The 24,168-nt window shown below is 68.3% G+C and carries 26 protein-coding genes and 1 tRNA gene; 23 read left to right on the top strand and 4 right to left on the bottom strand.

What is annotated here, in order from left to right:
• Positions 1–627 precede the first annotated feature (627 nt).
• From VF647_00165 to VF647_00210, 10 genes are all read left to right on the top strand, one after another.
• Positions 628–1,263 (top strand): hypothetical protein, encoded by a 636-nt coding sequence (locus VF647_00165; GenBank protein HEX8450470.1) that lies wholly within the window; start codon positions 628–630, stop codon positions 1,261–1,263.
• 15 nt (positions 1,264–1,278) lie between these two features.
• Complete coding sequence (locus VF647_00170) at positions 1,279–1,884, top strand: hypothetical protein (GenBank protein HEX8450471.1); 606 nt, start codon at positions 1,279–1,281, stop codon at positions 1,882–1,884.
• Between the two features lie 162 nt (positions 1,885–2,046).
• Complete coding sequence (locus VF647_00175; protein HEX8450472.1) at positions 2,047–2,541, top strand: hypothetical protein; 495 nt, start codon at positions 2,047–2,049, stop codon at positions 2,539–2,541.
• Positions 2,542–2,755: 214 nt separating this feature from the next.
• The gene (locus VF647_00180; GenBank protein HEX8450473.1) at positions 2,756–3,607 is read left to right on the top strand and encodes a protein-glutamate O-methyltransferase CheR; all 852 of its coding nucleotides are present in this window, start codon (positions 2,756–2,758) and stop codon (positions 3,605–3,607) included.
• The gene (locus VF647_00185; protein HEX8450474.1) at positions 3,604–4,092 is read left to right on the top strand and encodes a chemotaxis protein CheD; all 489 of its coding nucleotides are present in this window, start codon (positions 3,604–3,606) and stop codon (positions 4,090–4,092) included. Before VF647_00180 ends, VF647_00185 begins: the two co-directional genes overlap by 4 nt.
• Positions 4,079–5,188, top strand: coding sequence for a chemotaxis response regulator protein-glutamate methylesterase (locus VF647_00190; protein ID HEX8450475.1), 1,110 nt, complete (start codon positions 4,079–4,081; stop codon positions 5,186–5,188). The genes VF647_00185 and VF647_00190 overlap by 14 nt, the downstream gene beginning before the upstream one ends.
• Entirely contained in the window at positions 5,185–5,652 is a 468-nt protein-coding gene (locus VF647_00195) for a chemotaxis protein CheW (protein HEX8450476.1), read from the top strand. The genes VF647_00190 and VF647_00195 overlap by 4 nt, the downstream gene beginning before the upstream one ends.
• On the top strand, positions 5,649–6,137 hold the full coding sequence (locus VF647_00200) for a chemotaxis protein CheW (protein HEX8450477.1): 489 nt from the start codon (positions 5,649–5,651) through the stop codon (positions 6,135–6,137). Before VF647_00195 ends, VF647_00200 begins: the two co-directional genes overlap by 4 nt.
• Positions 6,134–6,982: a tetratricopeptide repeat protein gene (locus VF647_00205; GenBank protein ID HEX8450478.1), complete on the top strand. Its 849-nt coding sequence runs from the start codon at positions 6,134–6,136 to the stop codon at positions 6,980–6,982. The genes VF647_00200 and VF647_00205 overlap by 4 nt, the downstream gene beginning before the upstream one ends.
• Entirely contained in the window at positions 6,928–7,923 is a 996-nt protein-coding gene (locus VF647_00210) for a hypothetical protein (GenBank protein ID HEX8450479.1), read from the top strand. Before VF647_00205 ends, VF647_00210 begins: the two co-directional genes overlap by 55 nt.
• Before the next feature lie 212 nt (positions 7,924–8,135).
• On the opposite strand, the gene VF647_00215 is transcribed toward VF647_00210, so the two are convergent.
• Positions 8,136–8,588, bottom strand: coding sequence for a helix-turn-helix transcriptional regulator (locus VF647_00215; GenBank protein ID HEX8450480.1), 453 nt, complete (start codon positions 8,586–8,588; stop codon positions 8,136–8,138).
• 324 nt (positions 8,589–8,912) lie between these two features.
• Here VF647_00215 and VF647_00220 point away from each other — a divergent pair, with 324 nt between their 5' ends.
• The 11 genes from VF647_00220 to VF647_00270 all read left to right on the top strand — a co-directional run bounded on the left by VF647_00220 (position 8,913) and on the right by VF647_00270 (position 19,966).
• Positions 8,913–9,536, top strand: coding sequence for a DUF305 domain-containing protein (locus VF647_00220; protein HEX8450481.1), 624 nt, complete (start codon positions 8,913–8,915; stop codon positions 9,534–9,536).
• 36 nt (positions 9,537–9,572) lie between these two features.
• Entirely contained in the window at positions 9,573–11,345 is a 1,773-nt protein-coding gene (locus VF647_00225) for a hypothetical protein (GenBank protein ID HEX8450482.1), read from the top strand.
• Between the two features lie 442 nt (positions 11,346–11,787).
• Complete coding sequence (locus VF647_00230) at positions 11,788–12,639, top strand: right-handed parallel beta-helix repeat-containing protein (protein HEX8450483.1); 852 nt, start codon at positions 11,788–11,790, stop codon at positions 12,637–12,639.
• A gap of 138 nt (positions 12,640–12,777) precedes the next feature.
• A complete protein-coding gene (locus VF647_00235; GenBank protein HEX8450484.1) occupies positions 12,778–13,626 on the top strand; it encodes a hypothetical protein in 849 nt (282 codons plus the stop codon).
• A gap of 381 nt (positions 13,627–14,007) precedes the next feature.
• Positions 14,008–14,856 (top strand): hypothetical protein, encoded by an 849-nt coding sequence (locus VF647_00240; protein HEX8450485.1) that lies wholly within the window; start codon positions 14,008–14,010, stop codon positions 14,854–14,856.
• A gap of 141 nt (positions 14,857–14,997) precedes the next feature.
• Positions 14,998–15,234, top strand: a complete 237-nt coding sequence (locus tag VF647_00245; GenBank protein HEX8450486.1) for a hypothetical protein — start codon at positions 14,998–15,000, stop codon at positions 15,232–15,234.
• A 1-nt stretch (position 15,235) separates the two neighbouring features.
• Positions 15,236–15,309: transfer RNA gene (locus VF647_00250), tRNA-Val, on the top strand.
• Between the two features lie 164 nt (positions 15,310–15,473).
• Entirely contained in the window at positions 15,474–17,012 is a 1,539-nt protein-coding gene (locus VF647_00255; GenBank protein ID HEX8450487.1) for an Ig-like domain-containing protein, read from the top strand.
• 429 nt (positions 17,013–17,441) lie between these two features.
• Entirely contained in the window at positions 17,442–18,083 is a 642-nt protein-coding gene (locus VF647_00260) for a DUF1326 domain-containing protein (protein HEX8450488.1), read from the top strand.
• Positions 18,080–18,886 (top strand): DUF2182 domain-containing protein, encoded by an 807-nt coding sequence (locus VF647_00265; protein HEX8450489.1) that lies wholly within the window; start codon positions 18,080–18,082, stop codon positions 18,884–18,886. Before VF647_00260 ends, VF647_00265 begins: the two co-directional genes overlap by 4 nt.
• A gap of 246 nt (positions 18,887–19,132) precedes the next feature.
• Entirely contained in the window at positions 19,133–19,966 is an 834-nt protein-coding gene (locus tag VF647_00270; GenBank protein HEX8450490.1) for a MerR family transcriptional regulator, read from the top strand.
• A gap of 34 nt (positions 19,967–20,000) precedes the next feature.
• Here the strand turns inward: VF647_00270 and VF647_00275 are convergent, their stop codons facing one another.
• Together VF647_00275 and VF647_00280 are read right to left on the bottom strand one after the other, a co-directional pair.
• Positions 20,001–20,510 carry a hypothetical protein gene (locus VF647_00275; protein HEX8450491.1) on the bottom strand — a complete coding sequence of 170 codons (510 nt, stop codon included), beginning with the start codon at positions 20,508–20,510 and terminating at the stop codon, positions 20,001–20,003.
• The gene (locus VF647_00280; protein HEX8450492.1) at positions 20,507–21,181 is read right to left on the bottom strand and encodes a hypothetical protein; all 675 of its coding nucleotides are present in this window, start codon (positions 21,179–21,181) and stop codon (positions 20,507–20,509) included. Before VF647_00280 ends, VF647_00275 begins: the two co-directional genes overlap by 4 nt.
• A gap of 265 nt (positions 21,182–21,446) precedes the next feature.
• On the opposite strand from VF647_00280, the gene VF647_00285 reads away from it, so the two are divergent.
• Positions 21,447–21,698 carry a hypothetical protein gene (locus tag VF647_00285; protein ID HEX8450493.1) on the top strand — a complete coding sequence of 84 codons (252 nt, stop codon included), beginning with the start codon at positions 21,447–21,449 and terminating at the stop codon, positions 21,696–21,698.
• A 3-nt stretch (positions 21,699–21,701) separates the two neighbouring features.
• Here VF647_00285 and VF647_00290 read toward each other — a convergent pair whose 3' ends face one another.
• Positions 21,702–22,871: a hypothetical protein gene (locus VF647_00290; protein HEX8450494.1), complete on the bottom strand. Its 1,170-nt coding sequence runs from the start codon at positions 22,869–22,871 to the stop codon at positions 21,702–21,704.
• 795 nt (positions 22,872–23,666) lie between these two features.
• Here VF647_00290 and VF647_00295 point away from each other — a divergent pair.
• Positions 23,667–24,167 (top strand): hypothetical protein, encoded by a 501-nt coding sequence (locus VF647_00295; GenBank protein HEX8450495.1) that lies wholly within the window; start codon positions 23,667–23,669, stop codon positions 24,165–24,167.
• The last annotated feature ends 1 nt before the right edge of the window (position 24,168 follow it).

Raw genomic sequence — 24,168 nt, forward strand, 5'->3', positions numbered from 1 at the left:
ATACGCTTATAAACGGCCACCGCGAGGACGGCAGCCTGCGTCCCGGCCGTTTATCGTAGGAACTATTGACGCCTATAGTTGTTACGCTAGAGTTAGCATGGGACGTTGGTCGCTGATGCGGAGGAGCAAGTACGCGACAGAATGGGAACCCTGTGTTACGTTTTACGACAATCGGAGTAAGCTATGTTCGTTAGCCCGGTGCTGAATAGTCCTCGTCGGGGCCCTCCGGTTCGCCTCGCTGCCCTGTTGCTGTCAGCGGTGCTGGGAGCTGCGTGCCAGGATACGCCGACTCTATCACCGCCAGCAGCAAACGCTGGGGTCGTGGGCGCGCGGGCCGGCGAGGGGCAGAGCCCGAGGGTGCGATTCTACTGCACGTTCGGGCGTTACTCGCCAACCGCGCGGTACGGCTGGGAAACGCGCTCCGATACGCTCTACTTTTCGCCGGGCGAACTGGATGCTGCGGGTCGGACGGTCCGATACGAATACAGAGTCTCATTGACGGACGGTCGCCCTCTTGCCTCCGCAGACTGCCTTGTGCCCTACACGGAAGGGGCCCTCCGCAGGGTAGACCGGCGATTCGGCGTTACCGACGGAGGCGGGGCGGAGCAGTACCACGAGCGGCAGGGGATGGCCGCGACGCAGGACTGCACCGTGGACGAGAACACCAACCGGTGTGTGTTCGACCCACTCGTCGTCACCGCCCCTCCCCGGGAGGATCCGGACCCGTGTGAGGAGAGTCCCCTTGGGTGCCTCACGAAGCGGCCAGGTGGAGAATCCGATTGGTGGAACGACGGAAGTGGCTCCTGGGGTAGCGGTACAGGCGGCGGTGAAGAGGCGCCGTTCGTTCCTACCGAGGAGGAAACCGATGGAAACTGCCCTTACTGTGGCGAGAAGCAGCCGCTGGCGAAGCAGGACTCAGCGATGCGCGAAGCGATCGGCAGAGTAAAATGCGAGTCGATGAAAAGCGTGCTCCAGGAACGACTGCCGTACATTCAGGTGTTCACTCAGCAACCTGCTCATTTGCAAGGTACCGACCAGGCCGATTTGGGGTATCATGCGAACGGCGTGATCTACATCTATGAAGGATTGTTCAAGAACGACGCAGATGGAAACCCAACAGTCGTTCGCGATTGGAATCAGTTCGTGCAAGTGCTCGTTCATGAAGCTGCGCACGCCTACTGGAGCTACTATCAGCAATACTCAAGCGGAACGGGTACACACCACGAGCGCTGGAAGGCGACAATGGCAGAGTGTGGATACTGATTACGGAAAGAGGGCATGAGATTCAACTTCCGAAGCTGCATCGTCGTGCTGATCTCCGGGTTCAGCTTGCTTGGAGTGTCCGACTGCCTGGCACAGGGCGACGACTCGGTGGCCGTGATCTCCGCGACGCTCGCGGGTGTGTACGACATGCTTAGCGCGAGCCCTGATGCCGCCGTCCAGGGGCCGCTCGCGTTCGATCCCCGCGTGTTGCGTGCGGGCCGAGGTCCCGCACCGCGAGCCCGGCATGACTCAGCCAGTCTGCCACACCCGCCGCGCGCGGCTACCCTGAGATGGATGGGGGACGTCAGGGATTCGGCGATCTCGTCCGAACGAGTGCGCGCGGTGCTGTACGATGCCAACCGCGCCATGCAGAACCCGATCCGATGGGTTGCTTGCGGAGCTTCCTCCGGACAAGAGAATTGCTCGCCCGTCGAGTTCTCCGTTATCGTCGCCGTCAGCGAACCGCGGATATGCGGGGATGTAGCTGAGGTGCTGACCTCCATCCGCTACACGTCCAAGGACGAGCTACACCGGTCCGCCTGGCAGGCGAGTGTTCTCCGGCTCCGGCGAGTGGATGGAAAGTGGATTCCTGGCGAGTGGGACCACCAGTCTACGAACTGATGCCGCTGGTGGATATCCGGCAGATGTACCGCGCGGCATTGAAGCCGCCCGACAGCGATCCGGCAGCTCTTCACTAATAACGCAACGCGTGCAACACATCGCCTGTGTTCGGCTGATCCTAAATCCCAGCGAATTCACTAGAGGAACGAGCCTGTGCGATCCATGATGAAGCTGACCGCGCTTCTTGGTCTAGCCACCGCCTTTTCCGCGGCCGATCCGATGGCCCAACTCACGGCGGAGGCGCGTCGAGTTGGGGCAGTTAACGCGGTCGTGGATTATCGCGTCGTCTGGATGCAGGATACCACCGCGTTCGACGCCTGCACCGTGTTCGTGGCGATGGGGCGGCCAGCGAATTTTTCGGCTGTCCTGGCTCCGCAGGCGCGGCGTGTCGTCGCCTCCGTGGCGGGCGATCCATGCAGCGAGGGCAAAGCCCTGGCGGGGCAACACCCGTCGCGGATCGTCCGCGTGGACTCGGTTGCGCTGGGAGATACCGTGGGGATTGTGGTATTGACGGTGCGGAAGGGTGAAAACCGCGTTCTCGAGACGTATCGGCTACGCCCCCGCTCCAGCGGATTGGAGTGGGGTGTCCGCGACGTGACGTTGTGGGGCGCTCTCCGGGTGTACGCGCGCCCATCCCGATCGGCGCCACGTAAGTAGTTGCCGGGTGTTTTCGAGCGCTGACTACTGTTATGTGCTGAGGGGCGGGGACCGCGCGCGGTCCCCGCCCTCTTCCTTTCACGCTTGGGCGGCGGTTATCTTGTTGCCCTTCCCCCTCGTCGCTCGAACGCCGCTCCTGGACGGACCTTCTGGCATACATGGAACCGAAGAAGGCGCTCGTTGCGGGCGTGCAGCGGGTGGAGAGGGTGCCGGGATGAGCGTGCCACCCGCCGGCGTCCCGCTCTTCCACCTTCCGCTGGAGGGGGACGACGAGGAGCTGGAGCTGCTGAAGCGCAAGATCGAGCGCGACCGGGGCTTCAACTGCCAGTTCTACAAGGACAAGTGCCTCCGCCGCCGCATCGCGGTACGGATGCGGGCGCGCGGGGAGCGCACCTTCGCGGAGTACGGGTCGCTGCTGGACCGCGACCCCGGGGAGTACGACCTGCTGCTGGACACGCTCACCATCAACGTCACCAAGTTCTTTCGCAACCTGGAGACGTGGACGGCGGTGGAGGAGCAGGTGGCGCCGCACCTCTTCGCCGGGCACGGGCCGGTGCGCGTGTGGAGCGCGGGGTCGGCCAGCGGCGAGGAGGCGTACACCGTCTCCATCCTCCTGCGCGAGTGGGCGGAGCGCAACGGGCGCACGGCCGACCTGGGGCGTCTGCGCATCACCGGAACCGACATCGACCGGCGCTCGCTGGAGGCGGCGGAGCGCGGCGTGTACCCCGACCTTTCGCTGGCGGAGACGCCGGAGGAGGTGCGGCGGCGCTGGTTCAGCGCGGGGCCGCCGTACCACATCGACGCGGCGGCGAAGCAGGGCGTGCGCTTCGTGCACCGCGACCTGATCTCCGGACCGCCGGAGGAGGAGCAGTCGCTGATCTTCTGCAGAAACGTGGTGATCTACTTCGACCGAGAGATCCAGGAGCGCCTCTTCAAGCGCTTCCACGACGCGCTGGTGCCGGGAGGGTTCCTGGTGATGGGCAAGGTGGAGACACTGATCGGCGAGGCGCGCACGCTCTTCCGCTCGGTGAACAACCGCGAGCGGATCTTCCAGCGCCCCGCATGAAGCACGTCCATCACTTCGTAAAGGTGGCGCAGCACGCCGTGGGCGGGCGGGGCGACATGCTGGTGACGCTGGGGCTGGGCTCGTGCGTGGCGATCCTCCTGCAGGATCCGAAAGCGGGGGTGATGGGGATGGCGCACGCCCTGCTCCCCGAGCCGGGGCTCTCGCGCGACGCCAGCAACCCCTTCAAGTTCGCCACCACCGCCGTCCCCGCACTGGTGCAGGAGCTGAAGGCGAGGGGGGCGCGCGAAGCCCGGCTGGAGGCGCGGCTGGTGGGAGGCGCGGCGATGTTCTCCGCGCTGATGGTGCCGGGGACGCTCAACATGGGGGAGCGCAACCTGCGCGCGGCCCGGGCGGCGCTGGAGGAGGCGGGGATCCCCATCCTGGGCGAGGAGGTGGGGCGCGACTACGGGAGGTCGGTGCGCATGACGATCGGGCCGGGGAACACCGTCGTCTCCTCCGTCGGCAAGCCGGATGTCGCTCTCTAACCCCGCGGGGCGCCCGCACACCGTCCTGGTGGTGGACGACAGCGCCTTCATGCGGAAGGTGATCTCGGACATCCTCTCGCGCGGCGACGAGTTCAGGGTGATCGGCACGGCGCGCAACGGCAACGACGCGCTGCGCAAGGTCCACAAGCTGAACCCGGACCTGGTGACGATGGACGTGGAGATGCCGGAGCTGGACGGGCTCTCCGCGCTCGGCTACATCATGAGCGAGACGCCGCGCCCCGTGGTGATGCTTTCCGCGTACACCACCGAGCGCGCCGAGGCCACCATGCGCGCGCTGGACTACGGCGCGGTGGACTTCATCGCCAAGCCGTCGGGCACCATCTCGCCGGACCTGGCCAAGGTGGCGGACCAGCTGCTGGACGCCCTGCGCGCCGCCGCCGCCGCGAACCTCGCGGCCGTGCCGGTGCGCATGCCGCGCCGCCCGCGCCCCGACCTGCCGCCCGCGCCGCCACGGAGCGCGCGCGCCGCCGGGGGCGCACCGTCCGACGTGGCGGTGGCGATCGCGGCATCGACGGGCGGGCCGCGGGCGCTGGCGGAGGTGATCCCCCGCATCCGCAACCCGCTGGGCGCGGCGGTGCTGGTGGTGCAGCACATGCCCCCGAACTTCACCCGCACCCTGGCCGAGCGGCTCGATGGGCTGGGCGGGCTCTCGGTGAGCGAGGCGGAGCACGGCGAGCCGGTGCGGCGCGACCACGTCTACCTGGCACCCGGCGACTTCCACATGCGCGTGGTGCGCGAGGGCGGCGAGGTGAGGATCGCGCTGGACCAGGAGCCGTCCGTGTGGGGCGTGCGCCCGGCCGCCGATCCGCTCTTCCACAGCGTGGCGGCGGTGTACGGCGCGCGCTCCGTAGGCGTGGTGCTCACCGGGATGGGGCGCGACGGGGCCGACGGGCTGCGCGCGATCCGCGAGGCGGGGGGCGGCGCGCTGGCCCAGGACCGCGCCACCGCCGTCATCTGGGGGATGCCGCAGGCCGCCGCGGAGTGGGCGGAGCTCGTCCTGCCGCTCGACCGCGTGCCGGAGGAGATCGCGGGCGCCGTGGATGCGCGCCCCATTCCGCTGGCGGGGACCGGATGAGCGAGATGGACTTCCGCGCGCGCGCCGCGCTCGACGAGGGGGTGCAGGTGATCGCCTTCCGCATCGGCGGCGAGCTGCACGGGTGCGACATCCTCCTGGTGCACGAGGTGGTGGCGCGGCTCCCCGTCCATCCGCTTCCGGACATGCCGCCGCACCTGCTGGGCGTGGTGCGGCTGCGCGGCGAGCTGGTGCCGGTGCTGGACGTGGCCCCGTTGCTCGACCTGCGCCTGGAGGGCGTTCGCCCCGCCGTGCTCGTGACCGGCGAGGAGGGCGCGCGCGTCGGCGTCGCGGCGGACGGGGTGAGCGACGTGATGACGGTGCCCCCCGGCGCGTTCAGGCCGGCGCCGCGCGGCGGCGGGTACCTGGTGGGAGTCGCCCGCGTGGGCGACCAGCTCGTCAACCTCATCGACCTGGCGGAGATCCTCCGCGACCAAGCCACCCTGTCCCACGGGGAAACGCCTTGAGAAACGTACGCCAGGCGGCGGTGCCGCAGGTGCAGCTCGTCACCTTTCGCGTGGGGGGCGAGGAGTTCGGGCTGGACGTCTTCTCCGTGCACGAGATCCTCAGCTACCAGCAGCCCACCCCCATGCCCCGCGCCCCCGAGTTCGTGGAGGGCGTGCTGGACGTGCGCGGCACGCTGGTGCCCATCGTGGACCTGCGCCGCCGCTTCGAGACGCCCGAGGTGGTGTACGACCAGGAGACGCGCATCGTCCTCGTGGACTTCAACCACGAGCGGCTGGGGCTGGTGGTGGACAGCGTCACCGAGGTGCTGCGCGCGCCGGAGACGGCCGTGTCGCCGCCGCCGGCGTACATCCGCGGGCTGGCGGCGGAGTTCGTGCGCGGCATCGTGCGGGTGGGCGAGCGGCTGGTGGTGCTGATCGACCTGGACCGCATCCTCAGCAGCGAGGAGCGCATCGCCCTGGCCCACGCGGACCCCGCCGGGGAATGACGTTCGACGAGCTGAACGCCGCCCTCGAGGAGCGCTACACGCGCATCGAAGGCGAGCTGGAGTCCGCCGGCGAGGCGGCGCGCCCCGAGCGCGAACGGCTGCGCGGCGAGATCGTGGGGCTGTTCCGCGAGACGGAGGCGGCGCTGGAGCGGCTGGCCGAGTTCAAGGAGCGCATCCGCGGGCTGGTGGAGCGCTACAAGCAGCTCCCGTCACCAAAGGCCGCGCCGGCCGCGTCGACGGTTTCCGACCACCTGGGCTCGTCCACGTACATCGAGCGCGGGTGGAGCGCCATCGCTGCGGGCGACGCGAGCCGCGCGGTCAAGGAGCTGGAGCGGGCCCTCTCGCTGGCTCCCAACGATCCGCAGGCGGAGTCGCTGCTGGGGTGGGCGCAGATGCTGCGCGAGCAGTACGACGAGGCGCTCTACACCTACAGCAAGGTGCTGATGCGTGACCCCAACAACCCGCTGGCGCGGGTGAACCTGGGGTACATCTGCCTCAAGAAGGGGATCTTCGGCGAGGCCATCGAGCACCTTTCCCGCGCCATCCGGCAGGACGACGACCGCAAGGCATCGCTGTACGCGCATCTCTACATGGGGATGCTGTACCTGGACCGCGAGATGTACGAGGACGCGCGCAGCTTCTTTCGCCGCACGCTGGAGCTGGGCCCCAACATGCTGCAGGCGTGGTGGGAGATCGGGCGGACCTTTTACCAGGAAGGGAACGTCTCCGCCGCCGCCGACGCGTGGCGGCGCGGCTTCGAGGCGAACCGCTTCAACCTGTGGGGGGAGCGGTGCGGGGAAGCGCTGAAGAAGCTGGACGCGGGCGAGCCGGTATCCTTCGCCTGATCCGCGCGCTCCTGCTGGCGCTCGCCCTCGCGTGGGGCGGGCCGGCGGGGGCGCAGCAGGTGCTGGCGGGCGGGGGCGTGCGCGTGATCCACGCGTCCCGGCATGCGCCGCTCGCGCGCGAGGTGCTGGCCGCCGCGCGCCGCCCGCTCGTCCTTCCGGGGCTCGGCTCCGCTGCGGCGCCGGAGTCCACCACCATCGTCCTGGCCGCCGACCCGGGGCAGTGGAGCGCGGCGACGGGCGGGATGGCGCCGGAGTGGGCGGGCGGCGTCGCCTTTCCTGACGAGCGGCTGATCGTCCTCCCCATCTACCCCTCCGCCGCCGTCCGCACCGCCGAGACGGGGACGGTGCTCCGCCACGAGCTGGTGCACGTCCTCCTCCAGGAGCGTCTTCCGGGCTCCATCCCCCGCTGGTTCCACGAAGGATACGCCGAGGTCGCGTCCGGCAGCTGGGACGTCGCCAGCGCCTGGCAGCTGCGCGTCGCCTTCGTCATGGGCCGCGCGCCGCCGCTGGACTCGCTGGCCCTGAGCTGGCCGCGCGGCTCGGGAGAGGCGCAGCTCGCCTACCTGCTCTCCGCCACCGCCGTGGAGCACATGCGCCGCCGCACGGGCGAGGACGGCTTCGCGCTGCTGATGGCGAACTGGCGGCGCGGCGGCTCACTGGAGCAGGCGGTGCGCTCCACGTGGGGGATGACGATGGGGCAGCTCGAGGACGAGTGGCGCGAGGACGTGCGCAGCCGCTACGGCTGGCTGCTGGCGGCGGGGAGCGTGGGGCTCGTCTGGTTCATCGCCACGGTCCTCGTGCTCCTCGCCTGGATCCCGCGCCGCCGCCGCAACCGCGCGCGCATGGACGCCATGCGCGCCGAGGAGCGCATGCTTCCGCCGCCCCGCGAAGACGGCTTCGACGTCGAGTATCCGCTCCCAGAGCCGCCGGCGGAGCGGTGACGGAACCGCGACAGCGGCCTCACGCGGAGACGCGGAGACGCAGAGGAACCACGACTGCAGGGCTCACACAGAGACACAGAGACACAGAGAAAAGCAAGTAAGGTTTCTCTGTGGCTTGCGGTTCCCTCTGTGGCCTCTGTGTGAGCTTTTCCTTGTCGTGCCTCTGCGGCTCCGCGTCTCCGCGTGAGACTTCCAGCTTCAGCGTCGGCGGATCACGCAGGCTCCCGCATCGCGTCTCTCGGCAGGTGTAGATCGGCGGTGATCGGCCTCGCGCCGGGGCGGCCGTGCCGGCGCGGCTCGAGGATGATCTTCACTTCGTATCCCATTGCGTCGGCCATGCGCGTGAGCGTCGCGACCTCGAGGTTCGAGCTCCGCTCCAGTTCCCGCACGCGTCCGTGACTCACCCCCGCCACCGAAGCGACGTGACGAAGCGACTGGCCCGACTCCTTCCTGGCCCTGGCGATCAGCTCTCCCACGGAGTCGGCGACGATCGCGTCACTCAACTCCCGCGCGATCTCGGCCGCGGAGTACCCCTCCCCGGCTACAGGGCCGGCGCCGGTTACCACCTCCCCTTCGCCCAGATCGGCCAGGAGCGCCATGAACTCGTCATCAGGCGGCTCCGTGAGTCGGGACGCGTTCTGGACTTCCTTCTTGGTCTTCTTCATCGATGCCTCCGCTTCTGGGAGAACTGGTATCCCATTTTTGTGAGCAACCGCGACACGAGCCGTGAGCTTCAGCTTCTCCAGATCCGCGGCTTCATCGAGTGCCTGGCTTGCAGGTTCTCCGGAAGCCGGGCCGGGTAAATGCGCACGAATAGGCTACCCTATACAGTAACGAGGTGTCAACTGTACCCTATACACCGGTTTCATGCGCTATCGGGACTCCGCACGCCGATGACCGGCTCGTGGTGCGTCGCACCTCGCGGGGCGGGCTTGCCGCGTCTAGATTACGCGGAACCGCACATTACGGAGCACCCGAATGGCAGGAGTATGCCTGTGCTGAGGCTGGGGATGGTTGTCGCGTGTATCGTTGCGGCAGGGTGTGCATCGCGCTCGCAGACCGTCGCTACGCCGCAGGGGGTGGCGGAGCCGGCGGCGCACCACCACATGCCGGATCTGCCGGCGACGGCGGGGCCGGGATTTACCGCGGCGGACGTGCGCTTCATGCAGCACATGATCGGGCACCACGCGCAGGCCGTGCGGATGGCCGCGCTGGCGCCGAGCAACGGCGCGTCGGATGGCGTGGTGCGGCTCGCCAGGAAGATCGGCATCTCGCAGCGCGACGAGATCGTGATGATGAAGAACTGGCTCGCCGAGCGGCGGCAGGAGGTGCCCGACGAGGCGCACGCCCAGCACGCCATGATGATGCCCGGGATGCTGACCGACGAGCAGTTCGCGCAGCTCGGCGCGGCGCGGGGCCGCGAGTTCGACAGGCTCTTCCTCACCCTCATGACCCGCCATCACGAGGGTGCGCTGCAGATGGTGCGGGAGCTGTTCAGGACCCCGGGCGCGGGCCAGGAGCCGGACATCTTCCGCTTCGCCACCGACGTCGACGCGGACCAGCGCGACGAGCTCGTGGTGATGGAGCGGCTCCTCCACGCTCTTCCGGATTGACCGCCGGACGTATTTCCACCCTCCTCTGAGAGACCGATGAGAGATCGCGTTCGCACCCACAGGGCCGCCGCAGTGCTGGCCATCGCCGCGGCGGTGCAGCTCGCCACGCCCGCCCTCGCGCAGCAGGACACCATTCCCACGGTGAACGATCCGCGCGCGACGCTGCGGGCGGGCACCGGGAACACGGCCGGCATCGCCGCGAAGGGGATGCGGCTCGTCTCCTACACGCCGAAGCCGGCGCAGCTCGACTCGGCGCGCGGGCTCGCCTACATCAACTCGGACATCGCCTTCCGCGGGACCACGGTCTACCAGGGCAACTTCAGCGGCTTCAGCATCTGGAACGTCGCCAACCCGGCGCGTCCGGTGCAGCTCAGCACGGTGGTCTGCGCCACGGACCAGGCCGATCCATCGGTCTACGGCAACCTGCTCTTCATCTCCGCCGAATCGCCGCGCTCGCGCACCGACTGCGGGATGCAGGGGGTGCAGGACGGCAAGGACCGCATGCGCGGCGTGCGCATCTACGACGTGAGCAACCCGCGCGCTCCGCGGCTGATCAAGAACGTGCAGACGTGCCGCGGCTCGCATACGCACACCATCGTGCCGCACCCCACCGACCCCACCGTGATCTACATCTACGTCGGCGGGTCGTCCAGCGTGCGCGACGCGGCCGAGGTGCCGGAGCTCGCGTGCTCCACGGGCTCGGTGGCCGAGAATCCGAACACGGCGGACTACCGGGTGGACATCATCCGCGTGCCGCTGCGTAACCCCGAGCAGGCGGCGGTCTCCGGCTACGCGCGCATCTTCCAGGGGCTGCCGCGCCCGGCGGGCCGTGGCGGCGTGGCGCTGAGCGACACCGCGACGGGCCGCGCCGCGTCGGGGCCGTCGGGGTGCCACGACCTGACGTCGTACCCGGCCTTCCACCTGGTCGCCGGGTCGTGCGGCAGCTTCGGCATCCTGCTGGACGTGCGGAACCCGGAGCGGCCGGTGGTCACGGACGCCAAGTCGGACCTCAACTTCTCTCTGTGGCACACCGCCGTCTTCAGCAACGACGCCAGGCGCGTCGTGTTCACCGACGAGTGGGGCGGGGGCACGGCGCCACGCTGCCGCGCCACGGACCCGTTCCGGCTCGGCGGCAACACGGTGCTGAGCATCGCTGGCGGCAAGATGACGCAGCACGGCTACTTCAAGCTGCCGGCCGCGCAGACGAACACGGAGAACTGCGTGTCGCACAACGGCGGGCTGGTTCCGGTGCCGGGCCGCGACATCATGGTGCAGGGGTGGTACCAGGGCGGGGTGAACGTCTTCGACTTCACCGATCCGACCCGCCCCATGGAGATCGCCTACTTCGACCGCGGGCCGGTGAACGCGGAGACGCTGGTGATGGGCGGCTCGTGGGGCGCGTACTACTGGAACGGCTACGTCTACTCGAGCGAGCTGTCGCGCGGGCTGGACATCCTGGAGCTGCTGCCGAGCGACCAGCTCTCGCGCAACGAGCTGGAGGCGGCCAAGCTCGCGCGGATGGAGGAGTACAATCCGCAGATGCAGCCGCGGATCACCTGGCCGGCCGCCTTCCCGGTCGTCCGCTCGTACCTCGACCAGCTCGTGCGCAACCGGGGGCTCGCCCCGGCGCGGACCACCTCCATCGCCTCCGCGCTCACGCGCGCCGAGCGTGTGCGCGGCGCCGTCCGCCGCAACCAGCTAAACGTGCTCGCCGCGCAGCTCGAACGGGACGCGCGTGGGGCGGCGGACGCCCCGCGCGTCACCGCCATGGCGGCGGCGGTGCGCGACCTGGCCCGCGCGGCGCGGTAGAGGTGCGCGTGCGCGCCGTGAAGACGGGGTGACGGGGTGACGGGCGTCCGGCCGAGCCCCTCCATGCCCGACGAAAAGCGGGGGCCGGATCGTCATCCGGCCCCCGCGGCCGTTCGGGGGTGAGTCACAGCTGCCACGTACGTCTGATGTCCCGATAGAAGCGGGGCAGCGCAACCAGCGCTGCCCCGCTTCGACGTGCGGAAGTGGACGAACGTGACGTTTGCGGCGCAAGGAAGTTATTGAAACACATCGTCTTGACGCGAAGCGGGCGTTGCCCGGAATCATCTTGCGCGACGCTGCGAGGGGGTGAAAAAAAGGCTGGGCAAAACGCTCCGATGATGCTATCGTACGCACCGCGTTACCCCCGGTGACGCGTTCCCGCCGCAGTTCTGTTCCCGCTGTTCCTCTATCCCCACCGTTCCAACCCACACAGGAGTTCTGTATGATCAAGCGTGTACTCGCGTCCGCACTGTGCCTCGGCGCCATGGCCATGGCCGCCCCCTCGCACGCCTCCGCGCAGGCGACCCGTACCTGGGTCTCGGGCGTGGGCGACGACGTGAATCCCTGCTCGCGCACCGCCCCGTGCAAGACGTTCGCGGGCGCCATCTCCAAGACCGCCGCCGGCGGCGAGATCGACTGCCTGGACCCGGGCGGCTTCGGCGGGGTGACCATCACCAAGTCCATCACCATCGACTGCAACGGCGTGGTCGGCAGTGCCCTCTTCGCGGGTGCCACCAGCGGCATCAGCGTCAACGGCACCGACATCGTCGTCGTCCTCCGCAACCTGCAGGTCAACGGCGCGGGCACGGGGCAGGTCGGAATCCGGTTCGTCAACGGGAAGCGGCTCGTCATCGAGAACGTCCTCGTGTCCCAGGCCTCGCAGACGGGGATCCTGGTCAACTCGATGGCCGGCTCGGGCCACGTGGTGATCAACAACTCGCAAATCATCAACGGCACCAACGACGGGATCCGGGTGAGCTACGGCGTCACCTCGATCAACAACTCGACGATCGCCGGCAACAGCATCTTCGCGCTGATCGCCGAGAACGGCGGGGTGATCAACGCCAACAACAACATGATCACCTACAACGGCATCGCGGTGCAGGCCGGCAACGGCGGCGCGGGCCAGAGCGGCTCGTTCGTGAACGTCTCCAACAACGGCGTGCACGGGAACCTCACCGCCTTCGTGTGCGCGGGCGGGTTCGTGGCGTCGGACGGCAGCAACCGGCTGTCGAACAACGCCGGCGGCGGCGCGGCGCCCTGCACGCCGAACGCCACCATCACCAAGCAGTAGCCGCACCTTCCTCTCCGCGCCGCCACGCCGGCGGCGCGGAGAGGAATCGCATCACACCGAGGCGCACTGGGGAAATCCCGTGACGCGCCCCCCCGCTGTTCGGCTCCGCCCCCGCCCCTTCCACAGAGAGGAACCCGTATGATCAAGCGCATCCTGGCGATCGCACTTTGTCTCGGCGCCGCCGCCACGGCCGCTCCTTCGAACGCCTCCGCGCAGGCGACCCGCACCTGGGTCTCGGGCGTGGGCGACGACGTGAATCCCTGCTCGCGCACGGCGCCGTGCAAGACGTTCGCGGGCGCCATCTCCAAGACCGCCGCCGGCGGCGAGATCGACTGCCTGGACCCGGGCGGCTTCGGCGCGATCACGATCACCAAGTCCATCACCATCGACTGCAACGGAGTGATCGGCGGCGTCCTGTACTCGGCCGGCAGCGGCGTCACCGTCAACGGCACGGACATCGTCGTCACGCTCCGCAACATCCAGATCAACGGCCTGGGAACCGGCACCAACGGGGTCCGCTTCTTCAATGGGAAGCGCGTCATCCTCGAGAACGTCTTCATCACCGGGAACGCCACGGCGGGGGTCGTGGTGAATTCGATGGCCGGCTCCGGCCACCTGGTGATCAACAACTCGGAGATCGTCAACGGCACCAACGACGGAATCCGGGTGAGCTACGGCGTCACCTCGGTCAACAACTCGACGATCGCCGGCAACAGCATCTTCGCGCTGATCGCCGAGAACGGCGGGGTGATCAACGCCAACAACAACATGATCACCTACAACGGCATCGCGGTGCAGGCCGGCAACGGCGGCGCGGGCCAGAGCGGGTCGTTCGTGAACGTCTCCAACAACGGCGTGCACGGAAACCTCACCGCCTTCGTGTGCGCGGGCGGGTTCGTGGCGTCGGATGGCAGCAACCGGCTGTCGAACAACGCCGGCGGCGGCGCGGCGCCCTGCACGCCGAACGCCACCATCACCAAGCAGTAGCAGCCGCGCGGCTTCCTCTCCGCGCCGCCGGGACGGGGCGCGGGAGGAACGCATCACGTGGAGCACGGACGAAGCGGGAGGACCTCCACAGGGGGGCCTCCCGCTCTTTCCGTGTCTCCGTCTGACGTTGCCGCCGGCCGGTCGGGGTCGTGGCGGGGCGGAGGACCGGCGCGCCGGGGAAGCTCATGGGCCGCTTCGTCTTGACGCAAACCGGGCGCATGCGGCGCGAGCCCCCGGCCCGCTGAAGGTCGGGGACTGTGCAAAACGCTCCGATGATGCTATCGTACGCACCGCGTTACCCCGCGTGACGCATTCCCGCCGCAGTTTCGTTCCCGCTCTTCCCGTTCCTGTCGACCAATCCGCACCCACAGAGGAGTTCTCATGATCAAGCGTGCACTGGCTTTCGCGACGTGCCTCGTCGCCGTGGCCTTCGCTGCCCCTTCGGCCGTTTCCGCGCAGGCGACCCGCACCTGGGTCTCGGGCGTGGGCGACGACGTGAATCCCTGCTCGCGCACCGCCCCGTGCAAGACGTTCGCGGGCGCCATCTCCAAGACCGCGGCCGGCGGCGAGATCGACTGCCTGGACCCGGGCGGCTTCGGCGCCGTGACCATCACCAAGTCCATCACTATCGACTGCAACGGGGTGACCGGCGGCTCCCTCTTCGCGGGTGCCACCAGCGGCATCAGCGTGAACGGCACGGACATCGTGGTGGTGCTCCGCAACCTGCAGATCAACGGCGCGGGGACGGGGCAGGTTGGCGTCCGCTTCGTGAACGGCAAGCGCGTCATCATGGAGAACGTCCTGGTTGCCCAGGCCTCGGTGGCCGGGGTGCTGGTGAGCTCGATGGCCGGCTCCGGGCACCTGGTGATCAACAACTCGCAGATCCTCAACAACTACGACGGGCTCCGCGTCGGCTACGGCATCACGTCGATCAGCAACTCGACCATCGCCGGCAACCAGATCTTCGCGCTGATCGCCGAGAACAGCGGCGTCATCAACGCCCACGACAACCTGATCGCCAGCAACGGGATCGCGGTGCAGGCCGGCAACGGCGGGGCGGGGCAGGCCAGCGCGACGGTGAACATCTCCAGCAACGGCGTCAACGGAAACCTCACCGGCTTCGTGTGCGCCGGCGGGATCGTGGCCTCGGACGGCACCAACCGGAAGTCGAACAACTCGGGCGGCGGCGCGGTGCCCTGCTCGCCGAACGGCGTCATCACCAAGCAGTAGCCGCAACCGCGCCTCACACGGAGGCACAGAGGGAAACGACGAGGGGAGGAGGATCGGCGAGCGATCCTCCTCCTCTTCCGGTTTCCTCCGTTTGCCCGGCGGGGGTTGACCCTCCGGAGCGCACCCGGTTACTTTCTCCGCATGCCGAGACCTACTCCAGCACCCAGCACGCGCACGCCCGCCCGCATCCCGGCGCCGCCCCCGAGCGACACGGAAAGCTCGTTGCGCTTCTCCGTTCCCAATCTGGCGCTGATCGCCGCCGGGCTGGCCGCCATCGTCCTGGGGTACGTGCTCCTGGCCGGCGGCTCCACGGTGGGGGCTCCGCTCCTGCTGGTGCTCGGCTACGCCGTGCTCATCCCGCTCGGCATCATCTGGTAGAGGGCGCTTAGCTCAGCTGGTTAGAGCACCTGTCTTACACACAGGGGGTCGGGGGTTCGAATCCCTCAGCGCCCACTTCGTAAGTAGAACAACGGCAAGCACGCGGCACCATTTCCGGCAACACTGAACCTTCTACTACGCGCTGCTCGTCGGCTTCCCCTTACACGCCGCCTGGCAGACGGTACCCGTCTATTGGCTCGGGTTTCGTCACGGCTAATTACAAGTTGAGAGGAATCACCGTGCACCGCTACCTGCTTTCAGGTGTTGTTTTGCTGGCGATGGCTTGCGGTGACGGTAGTCCGACGGCTACGGAGGAAGGCTCGAAACCTCGGCAGCCGGCGCAGGTCACGGCTGTCTCGGGCCAGAACCAGGAAGGCACCGTCGGAGCCAAGCTCGCGTCTCCTCTCGTTGTAAAGGTGACGACCGGACGCGGGGAGGCAGTGGCGGGGAGCGCAGTCGTGTGGACCGTCACCGCAGGTGGAGGAAGCCTCTCATCGTACGCCACGACCACCGACGCAGAGGGGCTCGCGCAGGTGGAGTGGACCGTGGGCACTATCGCGGAACTAAATACGGCTTCCGCCACTGTCGCCGGCCTTGCGCCTGCAACGTTTACCGTCACGCCGAAGGCTGGTGCGGTGGTCAAGGTGGAAAAGGTCAGCGGCGACGCCCAGACCGGGGTCGCGGGAAGTCCTCTTCCGACGCAGCTCGTGGTTCGGGCCACCGACATGTACGGCAACCCGGTCAGCGGAGCGACGGTCACGTGGCAGGTGACTGTCGGGAGTGGTTCCGTCACTCCCGCAACTTCCACCACCGACGCTCTGGGCCTTGCCCGGACAACCTGGAGTGTCGGCGGGGGAGTGAACGGTCTTTCCGGGGCCGCGACAGGTGCGCCACCGGTTACCTTCACGGCTGTCGCTCCGACCCTGGTCTCTGGCCTCCTCTCGACGAACACGACGTGGACGCTGTCGAAGTCGCCCTACAGAATGATCGGGAAAGTTCAGCTGGCATCGGGTGCAACCCTAACGATCGAGCCGGGTGTCACCGTCGACGGTCAGGGCAACGACCTGGAGTTCTGGGGCAGCGTTCGTGCGGTCGGCACCGCTGAATCGCGCATCCACTTGAATGGGGTCCGCCTGCGTTCGGAGGCATCGTTTGAGGATCGGTCCACGGTCCTGATCGCCTATTCCGACGTGGCCGGCGGTGCGCTCGGCATCGGAGGGGGGATAAGCGATCTGGACGTGAGTCATTCCCTCATTAAGGGGATTGGAGCGATGTCCGTGACTGCCTCGTCAGCGGCGCGCCGGATCGAAGACAACGTCTTCAGAGACGGAACCGGCGTCGAGCTGATGTCCGTTGCCCCGACGCGGTTCGACGTCTACATCCAGCGCAACGTGTTCATCAACACGGGGGGAATCCGCGCGGGATTCTTTGCGGGGAGCTCACTCCCGAAGGCGTATATCCGTAACAACTCTTTCTACGACCAGACGACCGATTTCGCCATCAGCGTGTCCAGTGCGGCGGCCGAGGCGACCGTGGTGGAGAACAACAGCTTCTGGAGCACGAACAGGGTTGCGTTGCGAACAGAGATCGGTGTGCTCGGATCCAACCGGGATTTTAGGGTGAACGCGCAAAACAACTTCTGGAACACGACGGATGAAGCAGTGATCCAGTCCATGATCTACGATCGCAACGACGACCCTGCAGGCGCCGGGTATGTCGACTACCAGCCCTTCCTCGCCGCATCGCATCGCGAAACTCCGGTGCGCGGATCGCCTTGAAACAGACGTTCGAAGCGCCCGCAACATGTGGTGAGAGCTGCACCTACGATACGTGCAGCATCGAAGCACGATAGCAGGCGGACCGGGCGCCCCCCGCGTCTTGACGAAGCGGGTGCGCCCGTGCAATCTGAAGCTTTGACGAACCACGGTGGGAGAGACCTTCGGCTACGAGCTGGTGCTCGACCGGCCCGGTGAATACCAGCTCGAGGTTCGAAGTGGTGGCGATCTCATGGTCAAGCAGCCGATCGTGATCCGGTGAGAGGTTGCTTCACGCAAGGCAGCACAGCTCCCCTCTCGCGGGCGCAGCCGCTGAGCTGACTCTTGACACGGGCCTGCCGCGGGAGCACCCTGCGTCAGCCCCGCACGCCGGGCGGCGAGAGATCCGGCCGCCGGGCACCCACGCGTCCCCCTCCGATCAAGCATACCCCCATGTCCACGCCCCCCTCACCCAGCGGCACGGCCGACGCGATCCCCGCCTGGCGGATCGGCGGCCACGTGATCCTCGCGTGCAACTGCGATTACGGCTGCCCGTGCAACTTCAACGGCCTTCCAACCACCGGGAAGTGCGAGGGCAACTGGAACTGGCACGTAGAGCAGGGCAGCTTCGGCGAGGTAGAGCTCTCCGGCCTCTCCTTTGGGGTGGCGGTCAACTGGCCTGGCGCCATCCACGAGGGTCGGGGCGAGGCGCTCGTGGTGATCGACGAGCGGGCCGACGACGCGCAGCGCGAGGCGCTCCTCACCCTCGTTTCCGGACGAGCGGGCGGCCCGTGGAAGATCATCGGCACCACCATCGACACGGTTCATCCCCCGCGGTTCGCGCCGTTCGAGGTCATCGTCGAAGGGTTTTCGAGCAGCGTGCACGCCGGCGATCTCATCACGCTGGAGATGGAGCCGGTGCGCAACAAGGTCACCGGCGCCGAGACGCACGCGCGCGCCATCCTCCCGGAGGGATTCGTCTTCCGCGAGGCGGATCTCGGCGCATCGTCGACGTTCCGCATCTCGGGGCCGGTGAGCTTCGACCACTCCGGGCGCTACGCGGCCGCCGCGCCGTTCGAGTACCAGGGTCCGTGAGGGCCGGCGGCCTCGCGAAGCCGGCCGTCGCGTGGCCCGGCGCGGCGTCCCTCGTCCTGGGCGCCGCGCTTCTGGCGTGGGTGGTCATGCTCCGCCAGATGTCCGCCATGGATATGTCCGCGCCCGGCGGCGCGCCGTCGCTCGGGGATGCGGCGTCGTTCACCGGGCAGTGGGGAGTGATGATGGCGGCGATGATGCTCCCCGGTGCCGCCCCCATGATCCTGCTGTACCGCACCGTCAGCCGCCGGCTCTCCGGCGACGGCGACCGCGTGCTGCCGGCGCCCCTTTTCGCGGTAGTGTACCTCCTCCTCTGGCTGGCGGCTGGCGTGCCGGTGTACGGAGGCTACGTGGTGGTGGGATGGCTAGTCGGCCGCTGGCCCTCGTTCCACGTCGCATGGCCGTACGCGGTAGCGGCCGTGCTCACCGCCGCCGGGGCCTACCAGTTCACGGCCGCCAAGCGCGCCTGCCTCCGCCACTGCGAATCGCCGCTGGACTTCCTCATGCGGCGCTGGCGAAGCGGCTACGCGGCGACCCTGGGACTCGCGGTGCGCCACGGGGCGTACTGCATCGGCTGCTGCTGGGGGCTGATGGCGATCCTGGTGGCCGCCGGGGCGATGGGTCTCCCGTGGGTGGCGGTCATCACCCTGGTCGTCCTCGCCGAAAAGGTGCTGCCTCTTGACGGGTGGACGGCCCGCGCGGTGGGCGCCGGGCTCCTCCTCCTGGCGCTCGCGGTCGCCCTGCGCCCGGAGCTCGCCGGAACGCTGCGCGGCGATGGGGCGCATGGGACGGCGCACGCGATGTAGGTCCGGCGGAGCGTCGCCCGGGATGGCGTGCATCAAACGAATCCGGGGGCGGTCGCATGGCGGTCGCCCCCGACTCGTGTGCGTTGGTGGTCAGTACCGGAACGCCACCTTGATGCTCCCGCTCCCCTTCCTGTCATTTGCGGAAAGGCGGGGCATGTGCGTGCCCATTGACCCTCACGTTGCGTGATCCCTTAGCTTGCGACGCACCCGTGGGGGAAGGGTCCACCGGAGAGGGGGAGGAGAGCGATGGCCTACACGGTCAAGCAGGTAGCGCGGCTGTCGGGCGTCAGCGTGCGCACGCTGCACTTTTACGACGAGGAGGGCCTGCTGAAGCCCGCCTACACCGGCGCGAACGGTTACCGCTTCTACGAGGAGCCGCAGCTCCTGACCCTCCAGCAGATCCTCTTCTACCGGGAGCTCGGGTTCGAGCTGCGGCAGATCCGGGAGCTCCTCGGCCGGGCCGACTTCCAGCGGGTCGACGCGCTGCGGGCGCACCGCGTGGCACTGGAGGAAAGGCTCGCGCGGTCGCGGCGGCTGCTGGAGACGATCGACCACACCATCGACCACCTGGAAGGGAGGAAACCGATGAACGACGAGCAGATCTTCGCGGGGTTCACCGTCGGCGCGGGGGACGACCGTTTTGGCGAGCGCGTGCGGCTCGCCGGGGAGCCGAACGACTGCAAGGTGGCGGCGGCGGATACCGGCGGCGCGATGTCCGTCTTCGAGTTCCGTGGGCGCAACGGCTGGCCGCGGCACTCCCACCACGAGCAGGACGAGTGGCTCTACGTCGTCGACGGCGAGATCGCCTGCGACGTGGGCGACCGGCGGTTGCGCCTGCTCCGCGGTGAGTCGGTATTCGTGCCGCGCACCGTGGCGCATGCGTGGGCATCGCGGGGCGAGGAGCCGGCCACGGTCCTCGAAGTGTACCAGCCCGCCGGCCGCCTGGAGCAGTTCTTTCGCGAGCTCGGCCGGTTCACGGACCCGCCGGTCCACGAGGCGCTCTCGATCGACGAGATGAAGCAGCTGTTCGACGCGCACGGCATGCGCCTTCTTGGGCCCGGGCTCGGCTATCCCGACTGAACGCCCGCCGATCGGCTTCGGTCGCCTTCCCGCATCAACCAACCTCGTCGGCAATCCCAACTGCGGAGTAGTGGCACTTGGCGAAGTCGAGCCGCGAGTCTCGCAGGAGCGATTGATCCGTCACGAACGCAATACCGATTGCCAGGTTTCTCATTCCGGCGACGATGCTCGTTCCTACCAGGCGCGCCACCACGATCAGGTGCGAAACAGAGTGCGGCGCACCGTCGCGATTCCAGATGATTGGCGTTTGCAGCTCCGCAATCCAGTAGTCTGGACGGTCCGAGCCTGGAATCTCACGAAGGAGAACCGCTTCTAGCGGAAGCTGCTCGTACAGCTCCTCGGGTGCAGAGTCGAGGGAGTGGATGGAGATCTTCATGCGCGTGGCGGGGCTGCCGGGGGTGAGTGGTGTCAGCGGGGCGGTGCGGCGCGCCTCGTCCGCCTCACGTCTGAAAAGAGTGAGAGACGTTCGCTCGATCAATACCGGAACGCCACCTTGATGCTCCCGTTCCCCTTGTTGTCCATCGCGATCAGGGCGCGGCGTCATTCCCACGCCGGCACCGGCCTCCAGTCCAGCAGGCGCACCGTCCTGCCCGCCTCGGTGGCGCGCCAGTAGACCACCCCCGCCCGGTCCGGATCGTTCCGGCGCTCCGCAAAACCCCATCGGATGAGCCAGTGAAGGTCCGTGCCGTCGATCGCGATGTGCGGTTGGCGCTCGTCGCGTTGCGTGAAGTTGTGCACGTCCACGCGGGCGCCAAGCTCGCGCCCGCTCACCCAGCCGCGTCCGCCGAACCGCTCCGGCACGGCCGCGTCGTCGTACGCTTCGCGCAGCAGCCGGAGCGCGCCGCGCTGGCGGTCGGGCGCGTACACCGCCCCGCCCGTATCCTCCGTGCGCGGCCGGGGGACAGGCTTGTGCTCCTTCGGCTCGGCCTCGTTCATCACCGCCAGGCCGCGCTCGCTGATCCGATACACCCACATCGGCCGCTTCTGCCCGGGCGCGCGCACGTCGGCGCGGGTCACGAAGCCCCGCTTATGGAGCCGGGGGAGAACTTCTGGAAAATAGCCGGCCAAGTGGTCCCGCAGGTCGGCGATGTGAGCCCAGCCGCGCACCCCCTGCACTTCATAGCCCGCGCGGCGGATCGCCAGCAGGCGCAGGAAGCGGAGAGCGTCCAGTTCCTCGCGCGTCCAACGCAAGCGGGTTGGCTGCGATTCGTCCATCGTATTCTCCCCCCAGGTGGCCTGACATGGGCGACTTCGCCTTTGCAGACGCTACGTGGGTGGGGCACCCTCCATCCAGACGAGTGGACTGGCTGAACGCGCACGCCGTCGCCCGCAGCACGCACGTGCGGTCTGGGCGCTGGTTTACAGTGAGTGGATCGGTCGCTGGAGAGGCAGGCCTACGTAACTGGCGCAAACGGTACGCCCCACATCATAATTGGGGACCCTTCGCGGTTCCCCCCACTACACAACAGGATGGCGAAAGATGAAAGCTCCCCGGATTGCTCTGGCCCTGCTGCTGACGTGCTCCGCGCTGGGCGCGTGCGCGGATGCGGACTCCATCAGCGGCGCGGCTCCGTCGCGGCCGGTGTTTGACGGCATCGGGATGGGTGGCGGCGGGATCGTGACGCCGCCGGACACGACGAACGATGCGAGCACGGCCGGAACGACGGAGGTCACGTCCGATACCACTCCGGCAGTCGAGCGCGGCGGGCTCGGAATGGGCGGCGGGGGCTGAGTCCTACGTACGGCCGGACATGGTGAACTGACGCACGTCGATGCGCGTATCCGCTTCAGAGCTGGCCCGCAGGGCGCGCAGGCGAGCCAGGAAGAGGGACCGGAGTGAGGCGACACGATCAGCGGGGGGCGGTGCCTCTCGCTGATTCCCACCTCCGTCTAATACCCGCTTAGCCCGCCGCAGCGGTTCCCGCTCCCGGCGGCGCTCCGCCACCTCCAGCGCGCGAGCGGCCAGACCGTGCGCGCGCTCTGTGTCGCCAAGCAGGGCCGCGCCTTCCGCGGCGAGCGACAGAGATCCGGCCGCATGCGTCTCGGCGAAGGAGCCAAGCAGCAACAGGTCCGCGACGGCCTCCGCGTGCCGCTGCCGCTGACCCGCGCCGGCCGCCGCGAGTGCCACCGTCCCCATCATCGCCACGCGCTCCCACGGCCGCGTGAAGAATGGCAGCGCCGCGTCCAGCAGGGCCAGCGCATCCGCGTGAGCACCGTGGAGCGCCATCAAGCACCCAACGTCGTGCGTCAGGTGCGGCAGGCGGGGGTGGCGAGCCGAGTACAGGTCCAGGGCGAGCCGGGCGTGGCGGTCGCCCGCGGCAAAGGTACCGGCCGAACACTCGACCAGCAGGAGGTTGTGATGCGCCGTCGCGGCGAAGGTGTAGTGCCCGGAGCGGAACGCCGACCACCGTGCGCGGTTGTGCGCCCGCCGTGCGCGCACCACGTCGCCAAGCTCGTAGAAGAGTAAGCCGAGCCGCAGATAGGCTCGCGCGTGCCACTCCCAATCCTGCGTGCGTCTCGCGGTCCGGACGGCCCTCGTCAGCCACAGCTCGGCCCGCTGGTCAGCAGCCTGTGCGGTGCACGCGGTCCCGGCCAGCGCGGCGGCGCGGGCGCTGGTGGGGTCGGCCAGCGCGGCGGCCTCCGCGAAGTGCAGCGCCGTTTCCGGCATCAGCTCACCTTCGGCCCACTCGCTGATCGCGAGGCACGCGGCCGAAGTGCCGGGGCCGCTCACGTGTTCAGGGTATTGCACCAACGCCGCCAATGCCCGCATCGGGATCGCCAGGGCTTCCGAGCGGCATTCAAGACCTTCCGGCTCCTGACGTGCGAAGAGCCCGGCGCGGCTTCCTTCTCCCGCGATCGCCCACAGGCGCACGTCTCGCGCGCGCTGCCACAGCAGGAGTGCCAACGGTGCGTCCGTCTCCACCAGGAGGGCGGTTTCGTCGCGCGGCCAGCTTGGAGGCGGGGGAAAGGTCAGGCCGTTCTTCGGCTGCGGTCGCTTGGGGCGCGGCATAAGAAGAGGCGCAGGAGGAATGGGGGTCCATCTATTTGGCCCGTTGTACCGGGCGAGTATATTGCGCGCTCCGCCGGGTGCCAAAGAAGTGCTCGCTGCTTGCATTCGCCTGGACGATTGGCTCACACCGATTCGCTTTCGCCAACACTCGCGTGCTTCGGCAGTGTACGTTCTGTCCGGTTCGCAGCGCCAGCCCACGCTTTCGTCTCAATGTGAGCGAAAGGAGGGGTGGCCCCAGGCGTACAGCGGGCGGCAACCCTTCGCTTGAGGGTTACCGCGTCAACGTTCTACGGGTGGTCCCGGCCCCACCAGCCGATCAGTACCGGAACGCCGCCTTGGGCGGCGAGATCGCGTGCGATGTGGGTGACCCGGGGGGTTGCGCCGGCACTGCGGCGAGTCGGTGTTCGTGCCGCGCACCGTGGCGCACGCCTGGGCGCGTGTAAATCGGCGGAAGCCCTGACAGTGCAAGGGCATCCGCCCATGTTGTGTTCGGGTGGTCTCTATCGGCAATGCGCTTCTTGCCCGCCTTCCGCCAGTCCATCCGGCAGTCCGTCGAGCATTTGTGCTGGTCCGGCGCAATCGGAATCCACCCACTAACACAAAATTCTGGTGCGAAACCGGCATGGGAGCCAACGTGAATGGATAGTGCCGACTCCCGGCGACGCCAATACCCTCCGCCCTAGTTCACTCATGCTCGACATTTCCACGACCGCTGCGGAGTTCATTAACCTGATCGGCCCGTACCTTCCTGCGTTAACGGGGTTCCGGACGCAACTGGCGGAGCAGGCTACGAGTGTAGCCAAGGACGCTGCCGGAACCGCTGCCCGCGCGCTGAGCGAGACAGCTTGGGAGAGGCTCCGCCGGCTTTGGGAACGGATTTCCGCACCTAGTGACGGGAAGCCGCCTATCGGCCCGGCAACACAGGACGTCATCGCAGCGCCCGAAGACCCGGATGCTCTCGCGGCGCTCCGGCTTCAGCTTCGCAAGCTTCTCCAGCAGGAACCGGATCTCGCGGAAGAGGTGGCGGGGTGGCTTGAGTCCGTCCGCACCGAATCCGTCTCCGCGCACGGCGACCGGAGTGTCGCCATCGGCGGGGACGTGCGGGAAAGCCTCATCATTACAGGCGACCAGGCCCGCGTCAACTCGCCGAATAGCAACTCGGTCGGTCGGGGCCGCACACGCGGAGACTGAC

Origin of the sequence: Longimicrobium sp., assembly GCA_036387335.1 — a bacterium.
Taxonomy (GTDB): domain Bacteria; phylum Gemmatimonadota; class Gemmatimonadetes; order Longimicrobiales; family Longimicrobiaceae; genus Longimicrobium.

Excerpts from the sequence above, each read along its gene's own strand:
- VF647_00235 (HEX8450484.1), top strand. The coding sequence starts at position 12,778 with ATGATCAAGCGCATCCTGGCGATCGCACTTTGTCTCGGCGCCGCCGCC.
- VF647_00220 (HEX8450481.1), top strand. The coding sequence starts at position 8,913 with ATGCCTGTGCTGAGGCTGGGGATGGTTGTCGCGTGTATCGTTGCGGCA.
- VF647_00190 (HEX8450475.1), top strand. The coding sequence starts at position 4,079 with ATGTCGCTCTCTAACCCCGCGGGGCGCCCGCACACCGTCCTGGTGGTG.
- VF647_00170 (HEX8450471.1), top strand. The coding sequence starts at position 1,279 with ATGAGATTCAACTTCCGAAGCTGCATCGTCGTGCTGATCTCCGGGTTC.
- VF647_00280 (HEX8450492.1), bottom strand. The coding sequence starts at position 21,181 with ATGGACGAATCGCAGCCAACCCGCTTGCGTTGGACGCGCGAGGAACTG.
- VF647_00185 (HEX8450474.1), top strand. The coding sequence starts at position 3,604 with ATGAAGCACGTCCATCACTTCGTAAAGGTGGCGCAGCACGCCGTGGGC.
- VF647_00195 (HEX8450476.1), top strand. The coding sequence starts at position 5,185 with ATGAGCGAGATGGACTTCCGCGCGCGCGCCGCGCTCGACGAGGGGGTG.
- VF647_00245 (HEX8450486.1), top strand. The coding sequence starts at position 14,998 with ATGCCGAGACCTACTCCAGCACCCAGCACGCGCACGCCCGCCCGCATC.
- VF647_00175 (HEX8450472.1), top strand. The coding sequence starts at position 2,047 with ATGATGAAGCTGACCGCGCTTCTTGGTCTAGCCACCGCCTTTTCCGCG.
- VF647_00295 (HEX8450495.1), top strand. The coding sequence starts at position 23,667 with ATGCTCGACATTTCCACGACCGCTGCGGAGTTCATTAACCTGATCGGC.
- VF647_00225 (HEX8450482.1), top strand. The coding sequence starts at position 9,573 with ATGAGAGATCGCGTTCGCACCCACAGGGCCGCCGCAGTGCTGGCCATC.
- VF647_00260 (HEX8450488.1), top strand. The coding sequence starts at position 17,442 with ATGTCCACGCCCCCCTCACCCAGCGGCACGGCCGACGCGATCCCCGCC.
- VF647_00215 (HEX8450480.1), bottom strand. The coding sequence starts at position 8,588 with ATGAAGAAGACCAAGAAGGAAGTCCAGAACGCGTCCCGACTCACGGAG.
- VF647_00230 (HEX8450483.1), top strand. The coding sequence starts at position 11,788 with ATGATCAAGCGTGTACTCGCGTCCGCACTGTGCCTCGGCGCCATGGCC.
- VF647_00165 (HEX8450470.1), top strand. The coding sequence starts at position 628 with ATGGCCGCGACGCAGGACTGCACCGTGGACGAGAACACCAACCGGTGT.
- VF647_00240 (HEX8450485.1), top strand. The coding sequence starts at position 14,008 with ATGATCAAGCGTGCACTGGCTTTCGCGACGTGCCTCGTCGCCGTGGCC.
- VF647_00275 (HEX8450491.1), bottom strand. The coding sequence starts at position 20,510 with ATGACGCCGCGCCCTGATCGCGATGGACAACAAGGGGAACGGGAGCAT.
- VF647_00270 (HEX8450490.1), top strand. The coding sequence starts at position 19,133 with ATGGCCTACACGGTCAAGCAGGTAGCGCGGCTGTCGGGCGTCAGCGTG.
- VF647_00285 (HEX8450493.1), top strand. The coding sequence starts at position 21,447 with ATGAAAGCTCCCCGGATTGCTCTGGCCCTGCTGCTGACGTGCTCCGCG.
- VF647_00205 (HEX8450478.1), top strand. The coding sequence starts at position 6,134 with ATGACGTTCGACGAGCTGAACGCCGCCCTCGAGGAGCGCTACACGCGC.
- VF647_00180 (HEX8450473.1), top strand. The coding sequence starts at position 2,756 with ATGAGCGTGCCACCCGCCGGCGTCCCGCTCTTCCACCTTCCGCTGGAG.